At 69.0% G+C, this 22,442-nt stretch carries 28 protein-coding genes; 3 read left to right on the top strand and 25 right to left on the bottom strand.

Translation table 11 applies throughout. The annotated features are described in order from the left end of the window. Positions 1 to 88: 88 nt before the first annotated feature. Positions 89 to 1,033, bottom strand: coding sequence for a type I pantothenate kinase (gene coaA / locus B5D66_RS19845; RefSeq protein WP_078763288.1), 945 nt, complete (start codon positions 1,031 to 1,033; stop codon positions 89 to 91). A gap of 341 nt (positions 1,034 to 1,374) precedes the next feature. Here coaA and B5D66_RS19840 point away from each other — a divergent pair, with 341 nt between their 5' ends. Next, positions 1,375 to 1,839, top strand: a complete 465-nt coding sequence (locus B5D66_RS19840) for a hypothetical protein (protein ID WP_144390214.1) — start codon at positions 1,375 to 1,377, stop codon at positions 1,837 to 1,839. A gap of 173 nt (positions 1,840 to 2,012) precedes the next feature. Further along, complete coding sequence (glmS, locus tag B5D66_RS19835; RefSeq protein ID WP_078763286.1) at positions 2,013 to 3,866, top strand: glutamine--fructose-6-phosphate transaminase (isomerizing); 1,854 nt, start codon at positions 2,013 to 2,015, stop codon at positions 3,864 to 3,866. Positions 3,867 to 4,642: 776 nt separating this feature from the next. On the opposite strand, the gene glmM is transcribed toward glmS, so the two are convergent. The 3 genes from glmM to rplM all read right to left on the bottom strand — a co-directional run bounded on the left by glmM (position 4,643) and on the right by rplM (position 7,188). Beyond that, positions 4,643 to 5,983 (bottom strand): phosphoglucosamine mutase, encoded by a 1,341-nt coding sequence (glmM, locus tag B5D66_RS19830; RefSeq protein WP_078763285.1) that lies wholly within the window; start codon positions 5,981 to 5,983, stop codon positions 4,643 to 4,645. 204 nt (positions 5,984 to 6,187) lie between these two features. Further along, the gene (rpsI, locus tag B5D66_RS19825; protein WP_078763284.1) at positions 6,188 to 6,703 is read right to left on the bottom strand and encodes a 30S ribosomal protein S9; all 516 of its coding nucleotides are present in this window, start codon (positions 6,701 to 6,703) and stop codon (positions 6,188 to 6,190) included. 35 nt (positions 6,704 to 6,738) lie between these two features. Next, positions 6,739 to 7,188, bottom strand: a complete 450-nt coding sequence (rplM, locus tag B5D66_RS19820) for a 50S ribosomal protein L13 (protein ID WP_078763283.1) — start codon at positions 7,186 to 7,188, stop codon at positions 6,739 to 6,741. A 1,671-nt stretch (positions 7,189 to 8,859) separates the two neighbouring features. Here rplM and B5D66_RS19815 point away from each other — a divergent pair. Continuing rightward, on the top strand, positions 8,860 to 9,927 hold the full coding sequence (locus B5D66_RS19815; RefSeq protein ID WP_235001110.1) for a chromosomal replication initiator protein DnaA: 1,068 nt from the start codon (positions 8,860 to 8,862) through the stop codon (positions 9,925 to 9,927). Between the two features lie 83 nt (positions 9,928 to 10,010). Here the strand turns inward: B5D66_RS19815 and truA are convergent, their stop codons facing one another. From truA to rplN, 21 genes are all read right to left on the bottom strand, one after another. Continuing rightward, on the bottom strand, positions 10,011 to 10,844 hold the full coding sequence (gene truA, locus B5D66_RS19810; protein ID WP_078763282.1) for a tRNA pseudouridine(38-40) synthase TruA: 834 nt from the start codon (positions 10,842 to 10,844) through the stop codon (positions 10,011 to 10,013). A 136-nt stretch (positions 10,845 to 10,980) separates the two neighbouring features. Next, entirely contained in the window at positions 10,981 to 11,496 is a 516-nt protein-coding gene (gene rplQ / locus B5D66_RS19805) for a 50S ribosomal protein L17 (protein ID WP_078763281.1), read from the bottom strand. A 67-nt stretch (positions 11,497 to 11,563) separates the two neighbouring features. Beyond that, positions 11,564 to 12,583, bottom strand: coding sequence for a DNA-directed RNA polymerase subunit alpha (locus B5D66_RS19800; protein WP_078763280.1), 1,020 nt, complete (start codon positions 12,581 to 12,583; stop codon positions 11,564 to 11,566). Positions 12,584 to 12,719: 136 nt separating this feature from the next. Continuing rightward, a complete protein-coding gene (rpsK, locus tag B5D66_RS19795) occupies positions 12,720 to 13,124 on the bottom strand; it encodes a 30S ribosomal protein S11 (protein WP_078763279.1) in 405 nt (134 codons plus the stop codon). Between the two features lie 64 nt (positions 13,125 to 13,188). Continuing rightward, positions 13,189 to 13,569 (bottom strand): 30S ribosomal protein S13, encoded by a 381-nt coding sequence (gene rpsM / locus B5D66_RS19790; protein WP_078763278.1) that lies wholly within the window; start codon positions 13,567 to 13,569, stop codon positions 13,189 to 13,191. 197 nt (positions 13,570 to 13,766) lie between these two features. Beyond that, positions 13,767 to 13,880: a 50S ribosomal protein L36 gene (gene rpmJ, locus B5D66_RS19785; RefSeq protein ID WP_013156136.1), complete on the bottom strand. Its 114-nt coding sequence runs from the start codon at positions 13,878 to 13,880 to the stop codon at positions 13,767 to 13,769. Positions 13,881 to 13,939: 59 nt separating this feature from the next. Next, complete coding sequence (gene infA / locus B5D66_RS19780; protein ID WP_017593374.1) at positions 13,940 to 14,161, bottom strand: translation initiation factor IF-1; 222 nt, start codon at positions 14,159 to 14,161, stop codon at positions 13,940 to 13,942. Between the two features lie 265 nt (positions 14,162 to 14,426). After that, on the bottom strand, positions 14,427 to 14,879 hold the full coding sequence (locus tag B5D66_RS19775) for a DUF1707 SHOCT-like domain-containing protein (protein ID WP_078763317.1): 453 nt from the start codon (positions 14,877 to 14,879) through the stop codon (positions 14,427 to 14,429). 101 nt (positions 14,880 to 14,980) lie between these two features. Further along, complete coding sequence (gene map, locus B5D66_RS19770; RefSeq protein ID WP_078763277.1) at positions 14,981 to 15,805, bottom strand: type I methionyl aminopeptidase; 825 nt, start codon at positions 15,803 to 15,805, stop codon at positions 14,981 to 14,983. Then, a complete protein-coding gene (locus tag B5D66_RS19765) occupies positions 15,805 to 16,455 on the bottom strand; it encodes an adenylate kinase (protein WP_078763276.1) in 651 nt (216 codons plus the stop codon). Before B5D66_RS19765 ends, map begins: the two co-directional genes overlap by 1 nt. Next, the gene (gene secY / locus B5D66_RS19760) at positions 16,455 to 17,771 is read right to left on the bottom strand and encodes a preprotein translocase subunit SecY (protein WP_078763275.1); all 1,317 of its coding nucleotides are present in this window, start codon (positions 17,769 to 17,771) and stop codon (positions 16,455 to 16,457) included. The genes B5D66_RS19765 and secY overlap by 1 nt, the downstream gene beginning before the upstream one ends. A 291-nt stretch (positions 17,772 to 18,062) precedes the next feature. Next, on the bottom strand, positions 18,063 to 18,527 hold the full coding sequence (gene rplO / locus B5D66_RS19755; RefSeq protein WP_078763274.1) for a 50S ribosomal protein L15: 465 nt from the start codon (positions 18,525 to 18,527) through the stop codon (positions 18,063 to 18,065). Then, positions 18,524 to 18,709 carry a 50S ribosomal protein L30 gene (gene rpmD / locus B5D66_RS19750; RefSeq protein ID WP_078763273.1) on the bottom strand — a complete coding sequence of 62 codons (186 nt, stop codon included), beginning with the start codon at positions 18,707 to 18,709 and terminating at the stop codon, positions 18,524 to 18,526. The genes rplO and rpmD overlap by 4 nt, the downstream gene beginning before the upstream one ends. 3 nt (positions 18,710 to 18,712) lie before the next feature. Further along, positions 18,713 to 19,315, bottom strand: coding sequence for a 30S ribosomal protein S5 (rpsE, locus tag B5D66_RS19745; protein WP_078763272.1), 603 nt, complete (start codon positions 19,313 to 19,315; stop codon positions 18,713 to 18,715). Between the two features lie 49 nt (positions 19,316 to 19,364). After that, positions 19,365 to 19,751, bottom strand: a complete 387-nt coding sequence (gene rplR, locus B5D66_RS19740) for a 50S ribosomal protein L18 (protein WP_078763271.1) — start codon at positions 19,749 to 19,751, stop codon at positions 19,365 to 19,367. 2 nt (positions 19,752 to 19,753) lie between these two features. Next, positions 19,754 to 20,290 (bottom strand): 50S ribosomal protein L6, encoded by a 537-nt coding sequence (gene rplF / locus B5D66_RS19735; protein WP_078763270.1) that lies wholly within the window; start codon positions 20,288 to 20,290, stop codon positions 19,754 to 19,756. A gap of 15 nt (positions 20,291 to 20,305) precedes the next feature. Next, positions 20,306 to 20,704 carry a 30S ribosomal protein S8 gene (gene rpsH / locus B5D66_RS19730; protein WP_078763269.1) on the bottom strand — a complete coding sequence of 133 codons (399 nt, stop codon included), beginning with the start codon at positions 20,702 to 20,704 and terminating at the stop codon, positions 20,306 to 20,308. 244 nt (positions 20,705 to 20,948) lie between these two features. Then, a complete protein-coding gene (locus tag B5D66_RS19725; RefSeq protein WP_078763268.1) occupies positions 20,949 to 21,134 on the bottom strand; it encodes a type Z 30S ribosomal protein S14 in 186 nt (61 codons plus the stop codon). 13 nt (positions 21,135 to 21,147) lie between these two features. After that, positions 21,148 to 21,723, bottom strand: coding sequence for a 50S ribosomal protein L5 (rplE, locus tag B5D66_RS19720; protein ID WP_078763267.1), 576 nt, complete (start codon positions 21,721 to 21,723; stop codon positions 21,148 to 21,150). Next, positions 21,723 to 22,028, bottom strand: a complete 306-nt coding sequence (rplX, locus tag B5D66_RS19715; protein WP_078763266.1) for a 50S ribosomal protein L24 — start codon at positions 22,026 to 22,028, stop codon at positions 21,723 to 21,725. The genes rplE and rplX overlap by 1 nt, the downstream gene beginning before the upstream one ends. A gap of 3 nt (positions 22,029 to 22,031) precedes the next feature. Next, a complete protein-coding gene (rplN, locus tag B5D66_RS19710; protein WP_078763265.1) occupies positions 22,032 to 22,400 on the bottom strand; it encodes a 50S ribosomal protein L14 in 369 nt (122 codons plus the stop codon). Between the last annotated feature and the right edge of the window lie 42 nt (positions 22,401 to 22,442).

Below are 22,442 nucleotides of genomic sequence, written 5' to 3'. Positions count from 1 at the left end.
TCTCCGCGCATCAGGGATGGGACGGGTCTGTGCATGACGGCGTTCCCTCGCGCAGAAGGATTTTTCTTCTTAAATCGTCCGGAACCGGTCAGGTCTTACGCAAGCGGACACGGCGCACCCGGTGCCCCTCCCCCTTGTACAGCACCAGCGTGGCCCGTCCCCGGGTCGGCACGATGTTCTCGACCAGGTTGACCTCGTTGATGGTCCGCCAGGTGTTCATCGCGAACGCGCGCGCCTCCTCCTCGTCGACGCTCGTCGCCATCGAGTGGAAGTAGGAGCGCGGATCGGAGAACGCGGTACGGCGAAGCTCCAGGAAACGCTCCAGGTACCAGGAGCGGATGTGCTCGACCCGCGCGTCGACGTAGATGGAGAAGTCGAAGAAGTCGGCCACCGCCAACCGTCCCGCCGAGGGCGGCTGGAGCACGTTGATGCCCTCGACGATGAGGATGTCGGGGCGCCGGACGGTCTGCACCGCCCCCGGGACGATGTCGTAGGCGAGGTGGGAGTAGACCGGGATGTCCAGCTTCGGGGCACCGGCCTTCATCTCGGAGACGAAGCGCACGAGGGCGCGCCGGTCGTAGCTCTCCGGAAACCCCTTGCGGTTCATGATGCCGCGCTCGGTCAGCACCGCGTTGGGGTACAGGAAGTTGTCGGTGCTGACCAGCTCGACGTGGGGGTGGTCGGGCCACTGGGCGAGGAGGGTGCGCAGCAACCGCGCCGTGGTGGACTTGCCGACCGCGACGCTGCCGGCGACACCGACGATGAAGGGCACCGGCCTGTCGTCCTCGCCGAGGAAGTCCCGCACCGCCCCGTGGCGCTGCCGCGTCGCCTTGACGTAGAGATTGAGCAACCGGGACAACGGCAGGTAGATGTCGCGCACGTCGTCCAGCGAGGTCGGGTCGGCCCTGCCGCGCAGCTCCTCAAGCTCGGCCTCGGTCAGCGACAGGGGGGTCGCGGCGCGCAGCGCCGCCCACGCCTGACGGTCGAGCTCAACGTACGGCGTCGAAAAGCCGTTTTTCGTCGGTTGATACACGTTTGCCCACCCTAGATGAGGGGGGATGGTGCCCCGACAGTCGCCCTCCGGCACGGACGTCCCCGGCCACTCCCCCTCCACCCCATGCCCGCCCCGGAGACGTTCAATGGATCGGCGCGGCACGCGCCGGGATCGAGGGGGAAACTCCAAGGACCTCTTGTCCGGCGCAAAGAGATGACACGTCCCCGCTCTCCCCGGCCCTCGGCATGGTTTATTGAAGAGGTCGAAGCGGTCGATACGCAGGACGGGAATCGGTCACCATGTCCGGCACCGACATCCGTAGTGGACATGCGCCTCGCCGGCCGGAGGGACCCGCGGCCTCCTCTCCGGTCGCCGGCCGTGTGTGGGCGGCGACGCGCATCTGCCTTGGCCTGGTCTATCTGTGGGCGTTCTTCGACAAGACGTTCGGGGCCGGGTTCCCCACACCACCCAAATACGCCTGGCTCACCGGCAACAGCCCGACCCTGGAGTTCCTCGGTGGTGCGCGCGGGCCGTTGTCCCACCTGTTCCGTTCCCTGGCCGAGAACCGTCTCGTCGATCTGGTGTTCATGGCGGGCCTGTTCGGGATCGGCGCCGCCCTGCTCCTCGGCATCGGCATGCGCGTGGCCGCCGCGGCCGGGGTGGTCATGATGGCGCTGCTGTACCTCACGGCCCTGCCGCCACGCGTCAACCCGCTCATCGACGAGCACGTCGTCTACGCCCTGGTCGGTGTCGGGCTGGCCGCGGCCAACGCCGGCGACGTCTGGGGGTTGGGGCGCCCTTGGGCCGCCACCCGGCTCGTGGGCCGGTTACCCTGGTTGCGCTGACCGGACACGGCCGGAATTTTTTACCCGGCCGGAGGGATGTCCCCCGCGGGGGCTCCCTATGCCGTGACGTGCGCGAGGAGCTCTCTCTTTACCAATTGGTCTATACCGCTACCTGCGAAAATTCCGAATGGCCTAGGTCTGAGAACTCTCCTCCATTGGTTACGCTGACGCTCATGTGTGGAATCGTTGGCTACGTCGGGCCGAAACCGGCGCTTGAGGTCGTCGTGGACGGCCTGGCAAGGCTGGAGTATCGGGGATACGACTCCGCGGGTGTCGCCGTCCTCTCCGACGGCAGGCTCGAAACCGAGAAGCGGGCGGGCAAGCTCGCCAACCTGCGCGCGGCGCTGGAGCAGACCCCTCGCTCCGCCGACGGCATCGGTATCGGACACACCCGCTGGGCCACGCACGGCGCCCCGACCGACATCAATGCCCATCCCCATGTCGACAACGACAACCGGGTGGCGGTCATCCACAACGGCATCATCGAGAACTTCGCGCCGTTGCGCCTCGCCCTGGAGGAGCGTGGCTGCAAGTTCACCTCCGAGACCGACACCGAGGTCGTCGCCCACATGCTGGGCGAGGAACTGAAGGAGCGCGGCGACGGCGATCTCGCCGCGGCCCTGCGTTCGGTCTGCAAGCGCCTGGAGGGCGCCTTCACCCTCGTCGCGGTCTGCGTGGACGACCCGGACCTGGTCGTGGCCGCCCGCCGCAACTCCCCCTTGGTCGTCGGCCGCGGTGACGGCGAGAACTTCCTCGCCAGCGACGTCGCCGCCTTCATCGCCCACACGCGCAACGCCATCGAGCTCGGCCAGGACCAGATCGTGGAGCTGCGACGCGACTCCATCACCGTCACCGACTACGACGGCGCGCCCGCGCCGATCCGCGAGTACCACGTCGACTGGGACGCCTCGGCGGCCGAGAAGGGCGGGTACGAGTACTTCATGCTCAAGGAGATCGTCGAGCAGCCGCGCGCGGTGGCCGACACCCTCCTGGGTCGTGTCGGGGTCGACGGCACGCTCACGCTGGACGAGATGCGCCTGTCACCGGCCGACCTGCGCGACATCAGCAAGATCGTGATCATCGCCTGCGGCACCTCCTACCACGCCGGGCTGATCGCCAAGTACTCGATCGAGCACTGGTGCCGGATCCCCTGCGAGGTCGAGGTCGCCAGCGAGTTCCGCTACCGTGACCCGATCCTGGACCGCCAGACCCTGGTCATCGCCATCTCCCAGTCCGGCGAGAGCATGGACACGCTCATGGCGGTCCGCTACGCGCGCGAGCAGCGCGCCCGCGTCCTGGCGATCTGCAACGTCAACGGCTCCACGATCCCCCGGGAGTCCGACGGGGTGCTCTACACCCACGCGGGGCCTGAGGTCGGGGTCGCCGCGACGAAGACGTTCCTGACCCAGCTCGTCGCCTGCTACCTCGTGGGCCTCTACCTGGCCCAGGTGCGCAACCTGAAGTTCGGCGACGAGATCAACGCGATCATCGAGCAGCTCGCGAACATGCCCGAGCAGGTCGAGAAGGTCCTCGACACCGTCGAGCCCGTCCGCCAGCTCGCCCGTTCCCTGGCCGACGCCAGCACCGTGCTGTTCCTGGGGCGGCACGTCGGCCACCCGGTCGCCATGGAGGGTGCGCTCAAGCTCAAGGAGCTCGCCTACATGCACGCCGAGGCGTTCGCGGCCGGAGAGCTCAAGCACGGCCCGATCGCGCTGATCGAGGACAACCTGCCCGTGGTCGTGGTGGTGCCCAGCCGCGAGGGCCGCAGCGTGCTCCACGACAAGATCGTCTCCAACATCCAGGAGATCCGTGCCCGGGGTGCCCGGACGATCGTCATCGCCGAGGAGGGGGACGAGACGGTCCGGCCCTTCGCCGACGAGCTGATCGAGATCCCGGCCGTGCCGACGCTGCTCCAGCCGATCGTGGCGACCGTGCCGCTCCAGGTCTTCGCCTGCGAGTTGGCGCTGGCCAAGGGCAACGACGTGGACCAGCCGCGCAACCTCGCCAAGAGCGTCACCGTGGAGTGACCCGAGGCATGGTAGGCGTGGGGGCGGGCCGCGGGCCCGCCCCCTGTCTTTTCCCCTCCCCGGTCGTGCCGGCCGCGTCGCGGACCTGGCGGGTGACACCGGGGAGGAGGTGCGCGGTGCCGGGTTCGGGGAGGGAGCGGCGCGCCGGGCGCGACCGCGTTCAACGCCCTCCCGCTCCGTCCGGCTTCCGCGTCGGCGGCCACGGCGATCGGGGACTCCCGCCCTCTCGAACCGGGTGATCCCGCGCCGGCATCGGGCGCGGCGAGGAGGTCACCCGTTCACCTCGTCCGGCCCCGCCCCTCCGACGCGGTGGGCGATACCGCCGCCGGAGCCCGGATCGGCTCCGCTTCGGCGGCCCGGCCGGTCTCCTCACCGGCCCTCTTCGGGGACGGCCCCGGCACCCACGCCGTTGCCCGCGGGAGCGCCCACCCGCGGTTCGGCACCGGCGTCTGCGGCCCCCTGACGCGGCATCCGGCCGGACGGGAAGAACGGGCCTACGCCGGATGACGGTGCTCCGCGGAGAGAAGCGGGGGATCGCCCTGGAGCTCGCCGCCTCTCGCCGGGCAGCGGCGTGTGCCACCGGGCGGCCCCGGGCGCGGAGCGCTCACGGTATACACGCTACGGAGCGAGGCCGGCGGCCCCGCCTTCTTCGTGGACCCGGCAAGCCCGCGGCACCGCCACGGCGACGCCGCCCCGCCCGGAGCGCCCCACTGGGCCGGACATGGCAGCGCGCCGGCCCCCTTGGGGGAGCCGGCGCGCGAAGGACCTCGGACGGGTCAGCCGAGCGCGGACTTGACCACCCCGGCCAGCCGGTCGGCGACCCGCTGGGCCTGTTCCTGGTGGGGGGCCTCGACCATGACGCGGACCATCGGCTCGGTGCCGCTCGGGCGGATGAGAACGCGGCCCGAGGAGCCCAGCTCCGCCTCGGCCTCGGCGACCGCCCCGGTGACCTCGCTCGACGTCGCCACTCGGCCCTTGTCGACGTCGCGCACGTTCACCAGGACCTGCGGCAGCCGGGTCATGACCTTGGCCAGTTCGGCCAGGGCCAGGCCGCGCCGGCTCATCGCGCCGAGCAGGTGCAGACCGGTCAGCAGGCCGTCCCCGGTGCTCGCGTGCTCCAGCAGCACGACGTGGCCGGACTGCTCGCCGCCGAGCGAGTAGGAGCCGGCCCGCATCGCCTCCAGCACGTAGCGGTCCCCGACCGGCGTCTCCACCACGGTGACGCCGGCCTCCTTCATCGCCAGTTTCAGTCCGAGGTTGGACATCACCGTCACGACGAGCGTGTTCTCGGCGAGGCGGCCGGCCTCCTGGAGTTCCAACGCCAGGATCGCGAGGATCTGGTCGCCGTCCACGACGGAGCCGTCCGCGGCGACCGCCAGGCAGCGGTCGGCGTCGCCGTCGTGGGCGATGCCGGCGTCGGCGCCGTGCTCGCGCACCGCCGCGCGCAGGGCGTCGAGGTGGGTGGAGCCGCACCCCTCGTTGATGTTGAGGCCGTCGGGAGCGTCGCCGATCGTGATCACCTCGGCGCCCGCGCGGCGCAGCGCCTCGGGCGCGACGCGGTGCGAGGCACCGTTGGCGCAGTCGACGACGACCTTGAGCCCGTCCAGGCGGTTCGGCAGGGAGGCGACGACGTGGGCGATGTAGCGTTCGGCCGCGTCGGGGGCCTCGGTGACGCGCCCCACCGCGTCGCCCACCACCGGCTCCACGGGGACGCCGAGCCGCGCCTCGATCTCGTCCTCGACCGCGTCGGGCAGCTTGTGGCCGCCTCGGGCGAAGAACTTGATGCCGTTGTCGGGGGCCGGGTTGTGGCTGGCCGAAAGCATCACGCCGAAATCGGCGTCCAGCTCGCCGGTGAGGTGGGCGACCGCGGGCGTGGGGAGCACTCCGAGGCGGATCACGTCCACCCCCGCGCTCGCCAGTCCCGCGACGACCGCGGCCTCCAGGAACTCCCCTGAGGCGCGCGGGTCACGGCCGACCACGGCGAGCGGCCGGGGACCGGTGTGCCGGCCGTCGGACAGCACTCGCGCCGCCGCGATGGAGAGGTCCAGCGCCAGCGAGGCGGTGAGATCGCGGCCGGCGACCCCCCGGACTCCGTCAGTACCAAACAACCGAGCCACGAACCAATCGCCCCTTTTCGTCCTGGAGACAATGGAGAACACTGTTTTGAGACCGGGGTGCACGGATTCTGTTGAGTACACCCGGGATGACGATGTCGAGAAACAGCTATGGCCCGCACTGGCCACCCGTTCTCGAAAAACGGGTGCCCGGCGGGCCGTAGCTGGAACCGGCGCGAACAGCGACCGGGATACCAGACGGAGTGGTTACCGCTTGGAGTACTGCGGGGCCTTGCGGGCCTTCTTGAGACCGGCCTTCTTGCGCTCGACCTCGCGGGCGTCGCGGGTGAGGTAACCGGCCTTCTTCAGGGTCGGACGGTTGTTCTCCGGGTCCAGCCCGGCCAGCGCGCGGGCAAGACCGTGGCGCAGCGCACCGGCCTGACCGCTGGGGCCACCACCGTTGAGGCGCGCGAAGACGTCGTAGGCCTCCTCGAACCCGAGGGCGACCAGCGGTTCCTTGATGATCTGCTGGTGGACCTTGTCCGGGAAGTAGACCTCGAGCGGCTTGCCGTTGATCTTCCACTCGCCGGAGCCCGGGGTGATCCGGACGCGGGCGATGGCGCTCTTACGGCGGCCGGTACCGGCACCGGGGCCGGACGCGGTGGGGACGTACCCGGCGGCCGGGGCGTCCGGCGACTCGCTGGTGTACTCAGCGGGGTACTCTTCGGGGTTGTCCTCGAAGTCCTGGGTGGCGACGTCTTCGATGCCGGTGGGCTCGACCACGGTTCTCCTCGTACTTCCTTCAGTCTCGCAAACGCCTAGGCGGGCTGCTCGATCTTGGTGATTTCGAACGGCACCGGCTGCTGGGCCTGGTGCGGGTGCTCCGAGCCGGCGTAGACCTTGAGCTTCTTGGCCATCTGGCGGCCGAGGGAGTTCTTCGGCAGCATGCCCTTGACGGCCTTCTCGATGGCGCGCTCGGGGTTCTTGGCGATCAGCTCGCTGTAGGCGACGGAGCGCAGACCGCCGGGGTAACCGGAGTGCCGGTAGGCCCGCTTCTGCTCCAGCTTCTTACCGGTCAGCGCCACCTTGTCGGCGTTCACGACGATCACGAAGTCGCCGGTGTCGATGTGGGGCGCGTAGTACGGCTTGTGCTTGCCTCGGAGCAGCGTGGCAACGTGGCTGGCCAGCCGCCCGAGCACGACATCGCTGGCGTCGATGACGTGCCACTGACGCTGGACATCGCTGGGCTTAGGGCTGTATGTGCGCACGATCGTATGCCTTCGTCTCAGTCGGCGGGGTCCATCCCCGCGAACGGAGATGGGGAACTCGTATTACTGGCCGGGCCGCCCATTGCGGGGACTCACCCGGTGATTGAGTGCGCAGACGGTGATGCGTGATCGGCGCCCAACGCGAATGTGGGAACCCACGGCAACTCAACGCACAACGACGGAGAATCATAGCCGTCGGACACGCCACAGGTCAAAACGACCCATGATCATACTGCTTTCCGTCATGGATCGGCCAGTGGCCGCGTCACACCGCTCGATTACTCCACTCTCATTATGCCTTGCCGTAGGAGTGCTTGGGCCACACCACGGGGACCCGACGCGGTACTTCGGGGCGTCGGTGAGGTCGCTCTTCCCCGCGGGACAGGCGACGCCGGCCGGGAGGTGAGTTCGGGGGAGACGCCCGTCATATCCTCCCACTGCGCCGGGAAGCGACCGCTACAGTCGCGTTCAGGGGCCTTGCCGCACGCCGCCGAACAGGCGTCCCGTGGGGCCGGGACCCCTACGGTCCCGGGGCACCGACACGAGGAGGTCGGAAGGCACAGTGAGCATAGCGCGTGACCGCGGTGGCGCCATCCCCGAGAAAGGCGCGCGGGGAGGAGGCGCGCCGCCCTCCCCCGGCCGCGTTTCCCGGCTCCGCGAGGGCGCCGGTCCCCGGAACGGGCGCCCTCGCCCCGAAAGGGCTATCCTCACCCCGCACGACCGGCTCCACCGGTCGTGTCCGCCCCGGGTCCGATGATCCCCAGGTGTCCTTCGACCGTCCCGGGTGGCCGGGACCGGCCCCGCGGACAGCGTCGCCCCCTCATCTCCCCGGCCGTGTCCTCCCCGCCGAGGTGGGGGCCGGGGACGCCGCCGGCGCGGGCGGCCGGCCGAAGGACGATCGCGGGAGACCGAGGGCGGCACCCGACCGATCGTCTCCACCCCGCTTCCCCGCCCCTCCCACCCGGGGCCACCCACCCCCTCCACAGGGCGGCGGCCCTGCCGGCGAGAGGCCGGTGAGTCCCCTCCACGGGAGGGGCGCACCCCCCGAGGATCCAACCGCCGCCCCAGGAAAGTCTCCGGAGTTCTCCCATCGCAGCACATCCGAACGAGCCCGCAGGTGGCCAACCAGACCCTGCCGGCCGACCACCCCAGCCCCCCACGCCGCCCGCGGGACAGTTCCCCCCGGACGGTTCAGGTCGCCCCTCCGGGCCGCAGCCCCCTTGGGGTGCGCCTCCCCCGCCTCCCGGCGCGTGGAACGGCCCCTCGGGAGCGCAGCATCCCCCGGGGCCTCCGGTCCCCCCTACCGGCGCGCGGCAACCGATGACGCCCCCGTCCGGCCCCGGCGCTCCCCCTCAAGGGCCGCCCCCCGGGGCCGGAGGCCCAATGCCCCGGCCCGGGCAGCCCCCGCAGCCCGCCTGGCACGGCCAGGGGCCCCCGCCGACCGGCCCGCAGCGGCCGCCGCAGGGTCCACCCCCGGGGCCTCCGCAGGGCTTTCAGGCCCTGCCTCCGGCCTCGGGCACCCCCTCCGCGCCCTCCTCGCCCGGAATGGGTGCGCCCGGCCCGCAGCGGCCACCTCAGGGGCCCCCGCCGGGGATACCCGGCCCCGCGGGACCGCCGCCCGGCCCGGGGGCGCGGCCTCCCCTGCCGCCGGGGATGCCCGGTGGTCTTGGCATGCCGTCGTATCCCACCGGTCCCCAGCAGCCGCGCCACCCCGGCCGGCAGGCCGAGGGGGGCGGCCCGGGTGAACCCCTGCGCGGCCGGGTCATCCCCCCGGGTGGCGAGGCCCCGGCCGCCGAGCCCGTGTTCAACGCCGACCCCTCCCCCGCCGAGGCCGACGACGAGGGGGCCACCCAGGTCTTCTCCCCCGTCTCCGAGGAGCCCGTAGGCGCGACCCAGGCCATCCCCCCGGTTCAGGACGACTTCTACGGGGGCCGGCCGATGTTCCGGGACGAGGTGCCGCCGCGTTCCGCCGAGTCCACCGCCCAGTTCGACCTGTCGGGCATGGACGCCCCCGGGGAACGCCCGTCCCGGCGGCGTTCCGGCTCTGAGCGGCCCCACCGCCCCAAGGGCCCGGGCAGGTCGGGCGGCCTCCCCCGGAACAAGGGGCTCCTCCTGGCCGGCGGATTCGCCGCGCTGCTCCTCCTCGGTGGCGGTGGCGCGTTCCTCGTGGCCTCTGGGGGGTCGGGAGAGGGCTCGGGAGAGTACGACGTCGCCCGGGTCTCCAACGAGTCGACCGACGGCGATCCCCTGTCCGCCGGCCCCCTGTTCCCCGACACCGAGATCGAGGCCGCCGGCGAGACCTTCACCCTGGTCATCACCGACGAGACCGACCAGTGCGCGACCACCGCCCACGGCGACTACGGCGACGTCCTCACCGAGAACGAGTGCCGTCAGGTGCTGCGGGCCTCCTACGTCAACGAGGCGGGGGACCACGCGGTCACGGTGGGGGTGGCGGCCATGCCCGACGCCGACAAGGCCGGCGCGGCCCAGGAGGCCCAGAACCTCGCCGAGAGCCGCTGGTTCTCGGGACTCGCCGGCGAGGAGGGCAGCGGCACCGAGCGGATGGACATCGCCGGCGGCCACGGCGCGGGTGGCACCTGGGGGCGCTACATGGTGTTCGCCCTGGCCGCCAACAGCGACGGACGGGTCTCCGAGGCGGACGCCTCCCAGCTCGCCGAGATCAGTCAGGAGTTCGTCAACGTCCCGTTGAAGGCCCTGGGCGAGCGCGCGCGGGACTGACCCGGCCGGTCCCACGGAAACGGGGCGGCCCCCGGACCACATCGGTGGTCCGGGGGCCGCCCCGTGTCACGTGCCCGTGGCGCTCACCCCTCACCGGCCGGCGTGCGCACCCGGCGGGTCGCCACCGCGCGCGCGGCCAGCTCGGCGTCGGGCGGATAGGCGACCTCCTCCAGGGACAGGCCGTGCGGGGGAACGACGTGGACCGCCGAATCACGTACCCCCGCGGCCAGCACCCGCCCCGGCCAGTCGGTCTCGCGACGGCCGTCGCCGACCGCCAGCAGCGCGCCGACGAGCGCGCGGACCATGTTGTGGCAGAAGGCGTCGGCCTGCACCGTTCCGGCGTACAGGTGGGGTTCCTCCTCCACCCACTCCAGTCGCAGCAGCGCCCGGATCGTCGTGGCCCCCTCGCGACGGCGGCAGTAGGCGGCGAAGTCGTGCTCGCCGAGCAGGGCCGCGGCGGCCTCGTTCATCCGCGCCAGGTCAAGGGGTCGCTTGTGCCAGAGCACGTCACGGCGGCGCAGCGGGTCGACTCCTCCAGGAGCGTCGCTGACCCGGTAGACGTAGCGCCGGAACAACGGGGAGAAGCGGGCGTCGAACCCCTCGGGGGCCGGGCCCACCGCCCGCACCCGGACATCGGCCGGCAGCACCCCGGCCAGCCGGCGCAGCAGCCGATCGGCCTCCTGCTCCCACAGCGCGGCGGGCACGTCGAGGTGGGCCACCTGGCCACGGGCGTGCACCCCCGCGTCGGTGCGCCCGGCGACGGTCAGCTGCACCTCGTCCAGCCGCAGCACCCGGGCCAGCGCGCTCTGCACCTCCCCTTGGACCGTGCGCCGGCCCGGCTGTTCGGCCCAGCCGGAGAAGTCGGTGCCGTCGTATGAGATGTCCAGCTTCAACCGGACCAGGTCGTCGGGGCTCATGCCGGTGCTCCGTCCTTGGGTCGGGCGCGGCCGTGGCGGATCGGCGGCGTGCCGGCCGCGCGGGGGTGGGACGACGAGGTGCCCGGCCCCCTGTGCGGGGACCGGGCACCTGTTCGCCGGAAAGGCAGGACGGGTCCTACTTCTCCTCGGGCTTGGTCTCGCCCTCGGCCTGGGAGGTCTCCCCCGCCTGAGCGGTCTGCTCGGAGGTGGTGTCCTCGGCCGGCTGGTCCGCGGCCTCCGGAGCGGCGGCGGTCTCCTCGGCCGGCTCGGCCGGGGTGGAGACGACCTTCGCCGGAGCGGCCTCGACCAGCTCGATCACGGCCATCGGGGCGTTGTCGCCCTTGCGCGGGCCGATCTTGGTGATGCGGGTGTAGCCGCCGTCGCGGTTCTCGAACCGCGGGCCGATCTCGGTGAAGAGCTCGTGAACGACGCTCTTGTCGGCGATCTTGGCCAGCACCAGCCGACGCGCGTGCAGGTCGCCGCGCTTACCGAGGGTGATGAGCTTCTCCGCGTACGGACGCAGGCGCTTGGCCTTGGCCTCCGTGGTCTTGATGCGACCGTGCTGGAACAGCGAGGTCGCCAGGTTCGCCAGCATGAGCCGCTCATGTGCCGGGCCGGAACCCAGGCGAGGCCCCTTCGTTGGCGTGGGCATGGTGTCGTTCTCCTAGTGATGCGGTCCTCGACCAGGCACGCGGCCGTGGACCATCGGGCGACGTCTTCTAGTACTGCTCGGTCTCGACGTAGGACTGGTCGTCCTCGTCGGCACCGTAGGAGTCGGCCGCGCTCGTCGGGTCGAATCCGGGCGGGGAGTCCTTGAGCGACAGCCCCATGTCGATGAGCTTCTGCTTGACCTCCTCGATGGACTTCGCACCGAAGTTGCGAATGTCCAGGAGGTCCTGCTCGGAGCGGGCCACGAGCTCACCGACGCTGTGGATGCCCTCGCGCTTCAGGCAGTTGTAGGAACGGACCGTGAGGTTCAGGTCCTCGATCGGCAGCGCCAGGTCGGCGGCCAGGGCCGCGTCCGTCGGCGAGGGGCCCATGTCGATGCCCTCGGCGTCGACGTTGAGCTCGCGCGCCAGGCCGAACAGCTCGACCAACGTCTTGCCGGCGCTCGCCACCGCGTCGCGGGGGCGGATGGACGGCTTGGTGGTGACGTCCAGGATGAGCCGGTCGAAGTCGGTGCGCTGCTCGACACGGGTCGCCTCGACCTTGTAGGTGACACGCAGGACCGGCGAGTAGATCGAGTCGATCGGGATGCGACCGATCTCCTGACCCGGCTGCTTGTTCTGCGTCGCGGAGACGTAGCCGCGGCCGCGCTCGACCGTGAGCTCCATCTCCAGCTTGCCCTTGCCGTTGAGCGTCGCGATGTGCAGGTCGGGGTTGTGCACCTCGACACCTGCCGGCGGCGCGATGTCGGCCGCCGTGACGACGCCCGGCCCCTGCTTGCGCAGGTACATCAGGACCGGCTCGTCGTGCTCGGAGCTGACCACGAGACCCTTGAGGTTCAGGATGATCTCGGTGACGTCCTCCTTCACGCCGGGCACGGTGGTGAACTCGTGCTCGACGCCCTCGATGCGGATGCTGGTGACAGCCGCACCGGGGATGGAGGAGAGCAGGGTACGACGCAGCGAGTTGCCGATGGTGTATCCGAAGCCCGGCTCCAACGGCTCGATGACGAACCGGGACCGGAATTCGGAGATCGACTCCTCGGTCAGGGTGGGGCGCTGAGCGATCAGCATGATCCGTGTTTCCTTTCCCACGACCGCCCGCTATATGACGGTCACTGGACGGCCCCGCGGATGCGGGGCCTTCTGCCCTGGCCCCGGGAACCACGAGAGGTCCCGGGACCGGTGCGACGAGGGCCGCTCGGTCGGGTCAGACCCGGCGGCGCTTCGGGGGACGGCAGCCGTTGTGCGGAACCGGCGTGACGTCCTGGATGGAGCCGACCTCCAGGCCGGTGGCCTGGAGCGAGCGGATCGCGGTCTCACGACCGGAACCGGGGCCCTTGACGAAGACGTCCACCTTGCGCACCCCGTGCTCCTGGGCACGGCGCGCGGCGGCCTCGGCGGCCATCTGCGCGGCGAAGGGGGTGGACTTACGCGAGCCCTTGAAGCCGACCTGCCCGGAGCTCGCCCACGAGATCACCGCGCCGGTCGGGTCGGTGATGCTCACGATCGTGTTGTTGAACGTGCTCTTGATGTGAGCCTGTCCGTGGACGATGTTCTTCTTTTCCTTGCGGCGCACCTTACGCGCGGCGCCCTGACGGCCCTTAGGCGGCATTCCTCAAACTCCCAAGATCATCGGTCCGTGTCTCACCGGACGCGAAACGTCGTGTCCGGACGGACTACTTCTTGCCGGCCTTCTTCTTGCCGGCCACGGTCTTCTTCTTGCCCTTGCGGGTACGCGCGTTGGTCTGCGTCCGCTGACCGTGGACGGGGAGGCCACGGCGGTGACGGATGCCCTGGTAGCTGCCGATCTCGATCTTGCGGCGGATGTCGGCCTGGATCTCGCGGCGGAGGTCACCCTCGACCTTGTAGTTGGCGTCGATCCAGTCGCGCAGCTTGACGAGGTCGTCCTCGGTGAGCGCGTGGACACGGGTGTCGGGGTTGACGCCCGTGTTGCGGAGGGTCTCGGCGGCGCGGGTGCGACCGATCCCGAAAACGTAGGTGAGAGCGATCTCCACCCGCTTGTCGCGGGGGAGGTCAACGCCGGCAAGGCGTGCCATCTGGGCGAGCTCCTTCGTGGTTGCGGAGGTCTCTCCCGTTGCCGTGGCCCTCTCGTCGCCCAACGACGAGGCCCCGGCCTCCGACCGGGGGTGGTTCCCCAGTGCCGTGGCACCCGGGGAAACGGAACGGGACTTCGAACTACCGCCGCCGGGCCGTCGGACCGGTGCGGCGGGGTGATGCGCTCAAGAAGGCTGGGTCAGCCCTGACGCTGCTTGTGCCGCGGGTCCGAGCAAATGACCATGATCCGGCCGTTACGGCGGATCACCCGGCACTTCGCGCAGATCTTCTTGACGCTCGGCTTGACCTTCATGGTGGCTCCGAACTCGGTGCGCTCCCCTGGACCACGGCGGACGCGGCCGGGGATGCGCGTTACTTGTAGCGGTAGACGATGCGCCCGCGCGTGAGGTCGTACGGGCTCAGCTCCACGACGACACGGTCGTCGGGAAGGATACGGATGTAGTGCATCCGCATCTTGCCGCTGATGTGGGCGAGGACCTTGTGCCCGTTGTCGAGCTCCACACGGAACATAGCGTTGGGTAGGGACTCGATAACGGAGCCCTCGATCTCGATGGCGCCGTCTTTCTTAGCCATGTCCTCCACGCTTCGTTCATCGACTGAGTTGACTGAATTGACCCGACGCGGGGATCACCCCCGCATACGCGAGGAGCACGAGAGAGACGTCAGCCTCTGACCCGGTAACCCGAACTACGTCGGGATTCTGATCACTGGAAGATCAGGTCAACTGCAATAGCATACGCCAACGCGACGAACGGACGCGAATGAAGGCAGACCGACCCAACAGCCCGCGTGTGGGCACACCCAGTCTAGCGGGTTCGACCCGGTCCCCACGCCCTTGTCAGGGCGCGTCGCCCCCACGGCGGGCGATGATCGCGCCGATGGTGATGAAGGCCATGACCACACCCCAGGGACCGGCCACCCACAGGAACCACGGGTAGTCGCTGCCCCCTCCGGCGAGGTAGGCGATCAGCCAGATCAACAGGCACAGGGTGTTGACCCCGGCCCACAGCAGCCACGGGATCAGCAGCGCCGGATCGCGAAGCGCCGAACCGGCACTCCGTCCGGCCGGGACGTGCTCGGGCACCACGGGAAGATCGGCGAGGTCGCGTTCTGGCAGGTCCGCGGTGAGCGGGACGAGCTCGCCGAACGTCCGGGCCTGATAGACCTGTTCCAGCCGGGTGGTGAACTCGCTGTCGTCGAGACGCCCCTGTGCGAAGTGCTCCTGGAGCTGCTTGGCCACCCGGTCACGATCGGAGTCGGAGGCCCTGGTCTCCGGGGAGAACTCGGACATGCGGTTCACCATCCCCATCCTCACGTCGGGCCTCTCGGCCAAGGGTCCGCCACCGATCATCGTAGTCGTGCGGCGCACCCTTCGGTCCGGCTCCTGAGGACTCAGAACCCCGGGTCGGGCAGCCCCAGGCGGGCGATGGTCTCCCGGTTCTCCTCACGCGCGGTCAACACGAGCGGGCCGTCCTCGGTGATGGCCACCGAGTGCTCGAAGTGTGCCGAACGCTTCCCGTCGCGGGTGACGACCGTCCACCCGTCGTCGAGCTGGAGGACGTGCCGGGTGCCGAGGTTCACCATGGGCTCGATCGCCAGGCACATCCCCTCGACCAGCTTGATACCGCGGTTGGGCCGGCCGTAGTTGAGGACATGCGGTTCCATGTGCATCTCGGTGCCGATGCCGTGGCCGCCGTACTCCTGGACGTTGCCGTAACGGCCGCGCGTGTTGATGGCGGTCTCGATGGCGTGCCCGATGTCCCCCAGGCGGTTGCCCGCGCGGGTGGCGAGGATGCCCTGCCACATCGCCTCCTCGCACACCTCCATCACCGTGCGGTCCTCGTCGGAGACCTCGCCGACCGCGACCGTGATCGCGGAGTCGCCGTGCCAGCCGTCGAGGATGGCCCCGCAGTCGATGGCGATGATGTCGCCCTCGGCCAGCACCCTGGTGGCGCTGGGGATGCCGTGGACGACCTCCTCGTTGACCGAGGCGCAGATGGAACCGGGGAAGCCGTGGTAGCCCTTGAAGGACGGCACGGCCCCCGCGTCACGGATGCTGCGCTCGGCGATGGCGTCGAGGTCGAGCGTGGTCATGCCCGGACGGACCGCCGCGCGCAGCGTGTCAAGGGTGCGGGCCACGATCCGGCCCGCGGCCCGCATTTTCGCGATCTCAGCCTTCGACTTCAGCTGCACCGCGTCTTGCCCTTTGCGAAACATCAATCCTTGCCCTTGAGAGCGGCCAGGGCGCGCTCCGTGACCTCTTCCACGGTGCCGGTGGCCGTGATCGCCACGAGGATGCCCTCCTTCTCGTAGAAGGACACCAGGGGGGCGGTCTGTTCCCGGTAAACGTCCAGACGGTGGCGGATGGTCTCCTCGCGGTCGTCATCGCGCTGGAAGAGCTCACCCCCGCAGGAGTCGCAGACGCCCTCCGTCGCCGGCGGGTTGTAGACGACGTGCTGGACGTGGCCGCAGGAACGGCAGGTCCGTCGTCCGGAGAGACGACGGACGACCTCCTCCTCGTCGACCTTGAGCTCCAGCACCACGTCCAGGCTCCGGCCCATCTCCTGCAACATCTTGTTGAGGGTCTCGGCCTGCGCGACGTTGCGCGGGAACCCGTCGAGCAGGAACCCGTTCTGCGCATCCTTCTCGGCCAGCCGGTCACGGACCATCGCGTTGGTGACCTCGTCGGGGACGAGGTCACCGCGGTCCATGAAGGCCTTGGCCTGCTTACCCAGTTCTGTGCCACCGCTGACGTTGGCACGGAAGATGTCCCCGGTGGACACCTTCGGAATCGACAACTCTGACGCCAAGATTTGGGCCTGGGTGCCCTTACCGGCTCCCGGAGGTCCCACCAATACGGCACGCACTATCGCAGAAAACCTTCGTAGTTCCTCTGCTGGAGGTGACTCTCGATCTGCTTCACCGTGTCCAGCCCGACACCGACCATGATCAGGATGCTCGTACCACCGAACGGGAAGTTCCCCGCGGCCCCGGAGGCTCCGAGGGCCAGCATCGGCAGTAGGGCGATCACACCCAGGTAGAGCGCGCCGGGGGTCGTCAGCCGGGTCAACACGTAGTCGAGGTACTCGGCGGTCGGACGCCCCGGACGGATGCCCGGGATGAAACCACCGTACTTCTTCATGTTGTCCGCGACTTCAGCGGGGTTGAAGGTGATGGCCACGTAGAAGAAGGCGAAACCCACGATCAGCAAGAAGAACGTGACCATGTAGACCGGGTGGGTGCCGTTGGGGTTGAAGTAGGTGGAGAGGAAGTTCACCACCGAGTTGTTCGTGTCGTTGCCCAGCAGGCCGATGACCAGCTGCGGCAGGTACAGCAGCGACGAGGCGAAGATGACCGGGATGACACCCGCCTGGTTCACCTTCAGCGGGATGTAGGTGGAGCTGCCGCCGTACATGCGGCGACCCACCATCCGCTTGGCGTACTGGACCGGGATGCGACGCTGGGCCTGCTCGATGAACACGACCCCGGCCATGAGGATCAGGCCCGCGACCACGATGATCGCGAACACCCACGGCCCCTGCTCCTCCCAGATGCGCATCATGGAGGACGGGAACATCGCGACGATCTGGGTGAAGATCAGCAGCGACATGCCGTTGCCCACGCCGCGCTCGGTGATGAGCTCACCGAACCACATGATGATGCAGGTACCGCCGGTCATGACGAAGACCATCGTGATGAGGGTCAGCGGGTCCTGCTGCGGCATGTAGGAGCTGGGCACACAGGCGTTCTGGAACAGCTGCCCGGTGCGGGCCATGGCGATGATGCTCGTCGACTGCAGGACCGCCAGCGCGACCGTGAGATAGCGCGTGTACTGCGTGATCTTGGCCTGCCCCGCCTGGCCCTCCTTCTTCAGGGTCTCCAGGCGCGGGATGACCACCGTGAGCAGGTTCAAGATGATGCTCGCGGTGATGTAGGGCATGATGCCCAGGGCGAACACGGCGAGCTGGAGCAGTGCGCCACCACTGAACAGGTTGATCAGCGAGTACAGGCCCGCGGAATCGCCGGCCTGGACACCCTGGAGACACTGCTTGATGGCCGCATTGTCGATACCCGGCGCGGGAATGACCGAACCGAGCCGGAAGATCGTCAGGATGAATATGGTGAACAGCAGCTTGTTGCGCAGGTCAGGCGTGCGGAACGCACGGACGAACGCTCTTAGCACGTCTCCTCCTGCGAGGCTTCGGCGGCGGCGGAACCGTTTCGAGACATCGCGGCCGATCCTGGATCGTCGTTGAACGTCAGCGCAGGGCGTTCACCCTGAGCCCCGGTAGTTTCTTGGTAAGCAGATGGAACTTTAACAGCCATTCGGGAGCTTGGCAGGAAGAACGCCCCTACGCTGCGGGAACGCCCTTCCGGCGCACCCTCCGCGGAACGCGACAAGGGCGCCCGCCGGCACCGCACTCGCGTGTGGTGTGCCCGGCAGACGCCCCGTGAGCCCACGTGGGGGTCGCCCCTACAGCTCGGTGACCGAACCGCCGGCCGCCTCGATCTTCTCCTTGGCGGAGGCGGAGAACGCGTTCGCGCTCACCTGGACGGCCACGGAGATCTCGCCGGTGCCCAGGACCTTGACGAGCTGGTTCTTGCGAACCGCGCCCTTGGCCACAAGGCTGTCGACGGTGACCTCGCCACCCTCCGGGTACAGCTCGGCCAGCTTGTCCAGGTTCACGACCTGGTAGGTCGTCTTGAACCGGGCGTTGCTGAAGCCCTTGAGCTTGGGAACCCGGCGGATGAGCGGCATCTGGCCACCCTCGAAGCCGACGGGAACGGTGGAACGAGCCTTGGTGCCCTTGGTGCCACGACCCGCGGTCTTGCCCTTGGACGCCTCGCCGCGACCCTTACGGATCTTCGACTTGTTGGCACCCGGGGCCGGGCGCAGGTGGTGGATCTTGAGCAGCTGGTCGGGAGAGTAGTCGCTCATTCGCTGACCTCCTCGACGGTGACGAGGTGCGTGACGACATTGATCTGCCCACGAACCTCGGGACGGTCCTCGCGGATGACGGACGAGCCGATCCGACCGAGCCCGAGCGAGCGCAGAGTGTCACGCTGCTTCTGCTTGCCGCCGATCTTCGAGCGGACCTGCGTGATCTTCAGCTTCGCCATGATCTAGGCCCCCGCCTTCGCTTCCGCACGAGCGCGCAGCATCGCGGCCGGAGCGACGTCCTCGATCGGCAGACCGCGGCGGGCCGCGATCTCCTCGGGACGGTTCAGGCCCTTGAGCGCTGCCACCGTGGCGTGAACGATGTTGATCGGGTTCGACGAACCGAGCGACTTGCTCAGAATGTCGTGGATGCCGGCGCACTCCAGGACGGCGCGGACCGGGCCACCGGCGATAACACCGGTACCGGGAGCGGCCGGACGGAGCAGGACGACGCCGGCGGCGTCCTCGCCCTGGACCTGGTGCACGATGGTGCCCTGGATCCGGGGGACCCTGAAGAAGTTCTTCTTGGCCTCTTCGACGCCCTTGGCGATCGCCGCCGGGACTTCCTTGGCCTTGCCGTAGCCGACACCGACCATGCCGTTGCCGTCGCCGACGACGACCAGGGCGGTGAAGCTGAAGCGGCGGCCGCCCTTGACGACCTTGGCGACCCGGTTAATGGTCACCACACGTTCGATGTAGGAGACACCCTTGTCTGCGGCGCCGCCGCGGCGATCGTCACGGCGGTCACGCCGCTCGCCACCGGCGCCGCGCCGCGGAGCTGCAGCCATCAGTGGTTCCTCTTCCCGTCGATGAAAATGCTCTTGGTCGGAGTCATCACTAGAACTCCAGACCGCCCGCACGCGCGCCCTCGGCCAGGGCGGCGATGCGGCCGTGGTAGCGGTAACCGCCACGGTCGAAGACGACCGCCGTGATGCCGGCGTCCTTGGCACGCTGCGCGAGCAGCGCACCCGTCTTCTGCGACTTCTCGGACTTCTTGCCCTCTTCGCCGCGGATGCTCGGGTCCATGGTCGAGGCCGAGACCAGGGTGATGCCCTTGGTGTCGTCCACGATCTGGGCGATCATGTGCTTGGAGGAGCGGGTGACGACCAGACGCGGCCGCGCGGGCGTACCCGAGATCTTCTTGCGGACCCGCAGGTGCCGCCGCGCACGGGAAGCCGCGCGCGAGGCCGTACCCTTGCGGACAGCCGTCGAGCTCTTCGCCATGCTTACTTACCAGCCTTTCCGGCCTTGCGGCGGATGTACTCACCCTGGTAGCGCACGCCCTTGGCCTTGTAGGGGTCGGGCTTGCGCAGGCTCCGGATGTTGGCCGCGACCTGACCCACGAGCTGCTTGTCGATCCCGTCGACGTGCAGCAGGGTCGGCTTCTCGACCCGGAAGCTGATGCCCTCCGGGGGCTCGACCACGACCGGGTGGCTGTAGCCCAGGGAGAACTCCAGGTTGGAGCCCTTGGCCTGGACGCGGTAACCCACGCCGTGGATCTCCAGGGTCTTGCTGTAGCCCTTGGAGACGCCCTCGATCAGGTTGGCGATCAGCGCACGGGTCAGGCCGTGCAGCGAGCGGTTCTCGGGCTTGTCGTCCGGACGCGCGACCTTGATCTGACCGTCCTCCTGCGAGACGGTGATCGGCGCGGCGACCGTGTGCTTCAGTTCGCCCTTCGGCCCCTTGACTTTGACGTCTTGCCCGTCAATCGTGACTTCGACGCCCTTCGGGACCGAGATCGGCAGTCGACCGATACGCGACATGCTGAAATCTCTCCCTTACCAGACGTAGGCGAGGACTTCGCCGCCCACGCCGCGCTTCTTGGCCTGCTTGTCGGTCATCAGGCCACCGGACGTCGAAATGATGGCCACACCGAGGCCACCCAGGACTCGCGGAAGGTTGTCCTTCTTCGCGTAGACCCGCAGACCCGGCTTGGAGACCCGACGGACGCCGGCGATGGAACGCTCACGCGTGGGCCCGTACTTCAGGTCCACCACGAGGTTCTGTCCAACCGCGGCCTCTTCGGTGCGCCAGCCCTGGACGTAACCCTCCTGCTGGAGGATCTCGGCGATGTGAGCCTTGATCTTGGAATACGGCATGGTCACACTGTCGTGATATGCCGAATTCGCGTTACGCAGACGCGTGAGCATGTCTGCGATCGGGTCGGTCATCGTCATGGCCGATTGGCCCTTCCTCACCGCGGTTTCCCCAAGGACAGACTTTCCCTTTGAGCCTGTTCCCCCGTCTGTGCGGAGGTTCCTCTAGGACCTACGGCGTGGTCATGGGCACCGTGCCGATTCAGGCACCGTGCCCGGTCGATTTTTCTCTGTACAGCGGAGGTGTCCCACCGTCCGCTTCGTTGCAACGCTCGGCCCTACCAGGACCCGGGGGGCCGGCCCTGAAGGGCCGGCCGCACGAGTACTACCAGCTGGACTTGGTGATGCCGGGCAGCTCGCCCCGGTGCGCCATCTCACGGAAGCAGATGCGGCACAGGCCGAACTTCCGGAAGACCGAACGCGGGCGACCGCAGCGCGAACAACGAGTATATGCGCGAACCTCGAACTTCTGCTTCCGGTTCGCCTTGGCGATCAGAGCCTTCTTAGCCATCCGTCTTCACCCCTCAGGCTTCCTTGAACGGGAAGCCCAGCCGCTTGAGCAGGCTCCGGCCTTCGTCGTCGTTGGTCGCCGTGGTGACGACCGTGATGTCCATGCCGCGCTGCCGGTCGACCTTGTCCGGGTCGACCTCGTGGAACATGACCTGCTCGGTCAGACCGAAGGTGTAGTTGCCACGACCGTCGAACTGCTTCGGGGAGAGCCCGCGGAAGTCACGGATCCGGGGAAGCGCCAGGGAGAGCAGCCGGTCGAGGAACTCCCACATCCGGTCGCCGCGCAGCGTGACGCTGGCGCCGATCGGCTGCCCCTCGCGCAGCTTGAACTGCGCGATGGAGTTCTTCGCCCGGTTGATCCGCGGCTTCTGGCCGGTGATCGCCGACAGGTCGGCGATGGCGCCCTGGATCAGCTTCGCGTCCCGAGCCGCCTCGCCGACACCCATGTTGACCACGATCTTCGTCAGACCGGGGACCTGCATGATGTTGGCGATCTCGAACTCTTCCCGGAGGGCCGGGATGATCTCGGAACGGTACTTCTCCTTGAGGCGCGGCATCGCCGGAGCCGCGGCGTCAGTGGTGACCGTCATCAGATGTCCTTACCGGTACGGCGGGAGATCCGAACCTTGGTTCCGTCTTCCTCGAAGCGGTAACCGACGCGGGAGGGCTTGCCGTCCTCGACGATCGCCACGTTGCTCACGTGGATCGATGCTTCCTGGGTGACGACCTCACCCCGCTGGCCGCCCGCCTGGTTGGCCTTCTTGTGCTTCTTAACGAGGTTGACGCCCTCGACGATGACACGCTGCTCCTTGGGAAGGGCCTTGAGGACCTTCCCGGTGGCACCCTTGTCCTTGCCGGCGATGACGATGACCTCGTCGTCCTTCTTAATCTTCATCGCCTACAGCACCTCCGGCGCTAGCGAGATGATGCGCATGAACTTCTTGTCCCGCAGCTCGCGGCCGACGGGGCCGAAGATACGAGTGCCTCGCGGGTCCCCACCGTCCTTGATGAGCACGGCGGCGTTCTCATCGAAGCGGATGTAGGAGCCGTCGGGCCGGCGGCGCTCCTTGGTGGTGCGCACGACAACGGCCTTGACGACATCGCCCTTCTTCACGCCCGCGCCGGGAAGGGCGTCCTTCACCGTCGCCACGATGATGTCACCGATGCCCGCGTAGCGCCGACCCGAGCCGCCGAGGACACGGATGGTCAAGATCTCCTTGGCCCCCGTGTTGTCGGCGACCTTGAGTCGCGACTCCTGCTGAATCACGTCTGCTCCTGATATACCGCGCGGGTTCACTTCCCGCGCTTG

It is taken from the genome of Marinactinospora thermotolerans DSM 45154 (assembly GCF_900167435.1).
GTDB classification, from domain to species: domain Bacteria; phylum Actinomycetota; class Actinomycetes; order Streptosporangiales; family Streptosporangiaceae; genus Marinactinospora; species Marinactinospora thermotolerans.
Note: the sequence above shows the minus strand (reverse complement) of the source record. Positions and strands in the feature narration are given on the sequence as shown.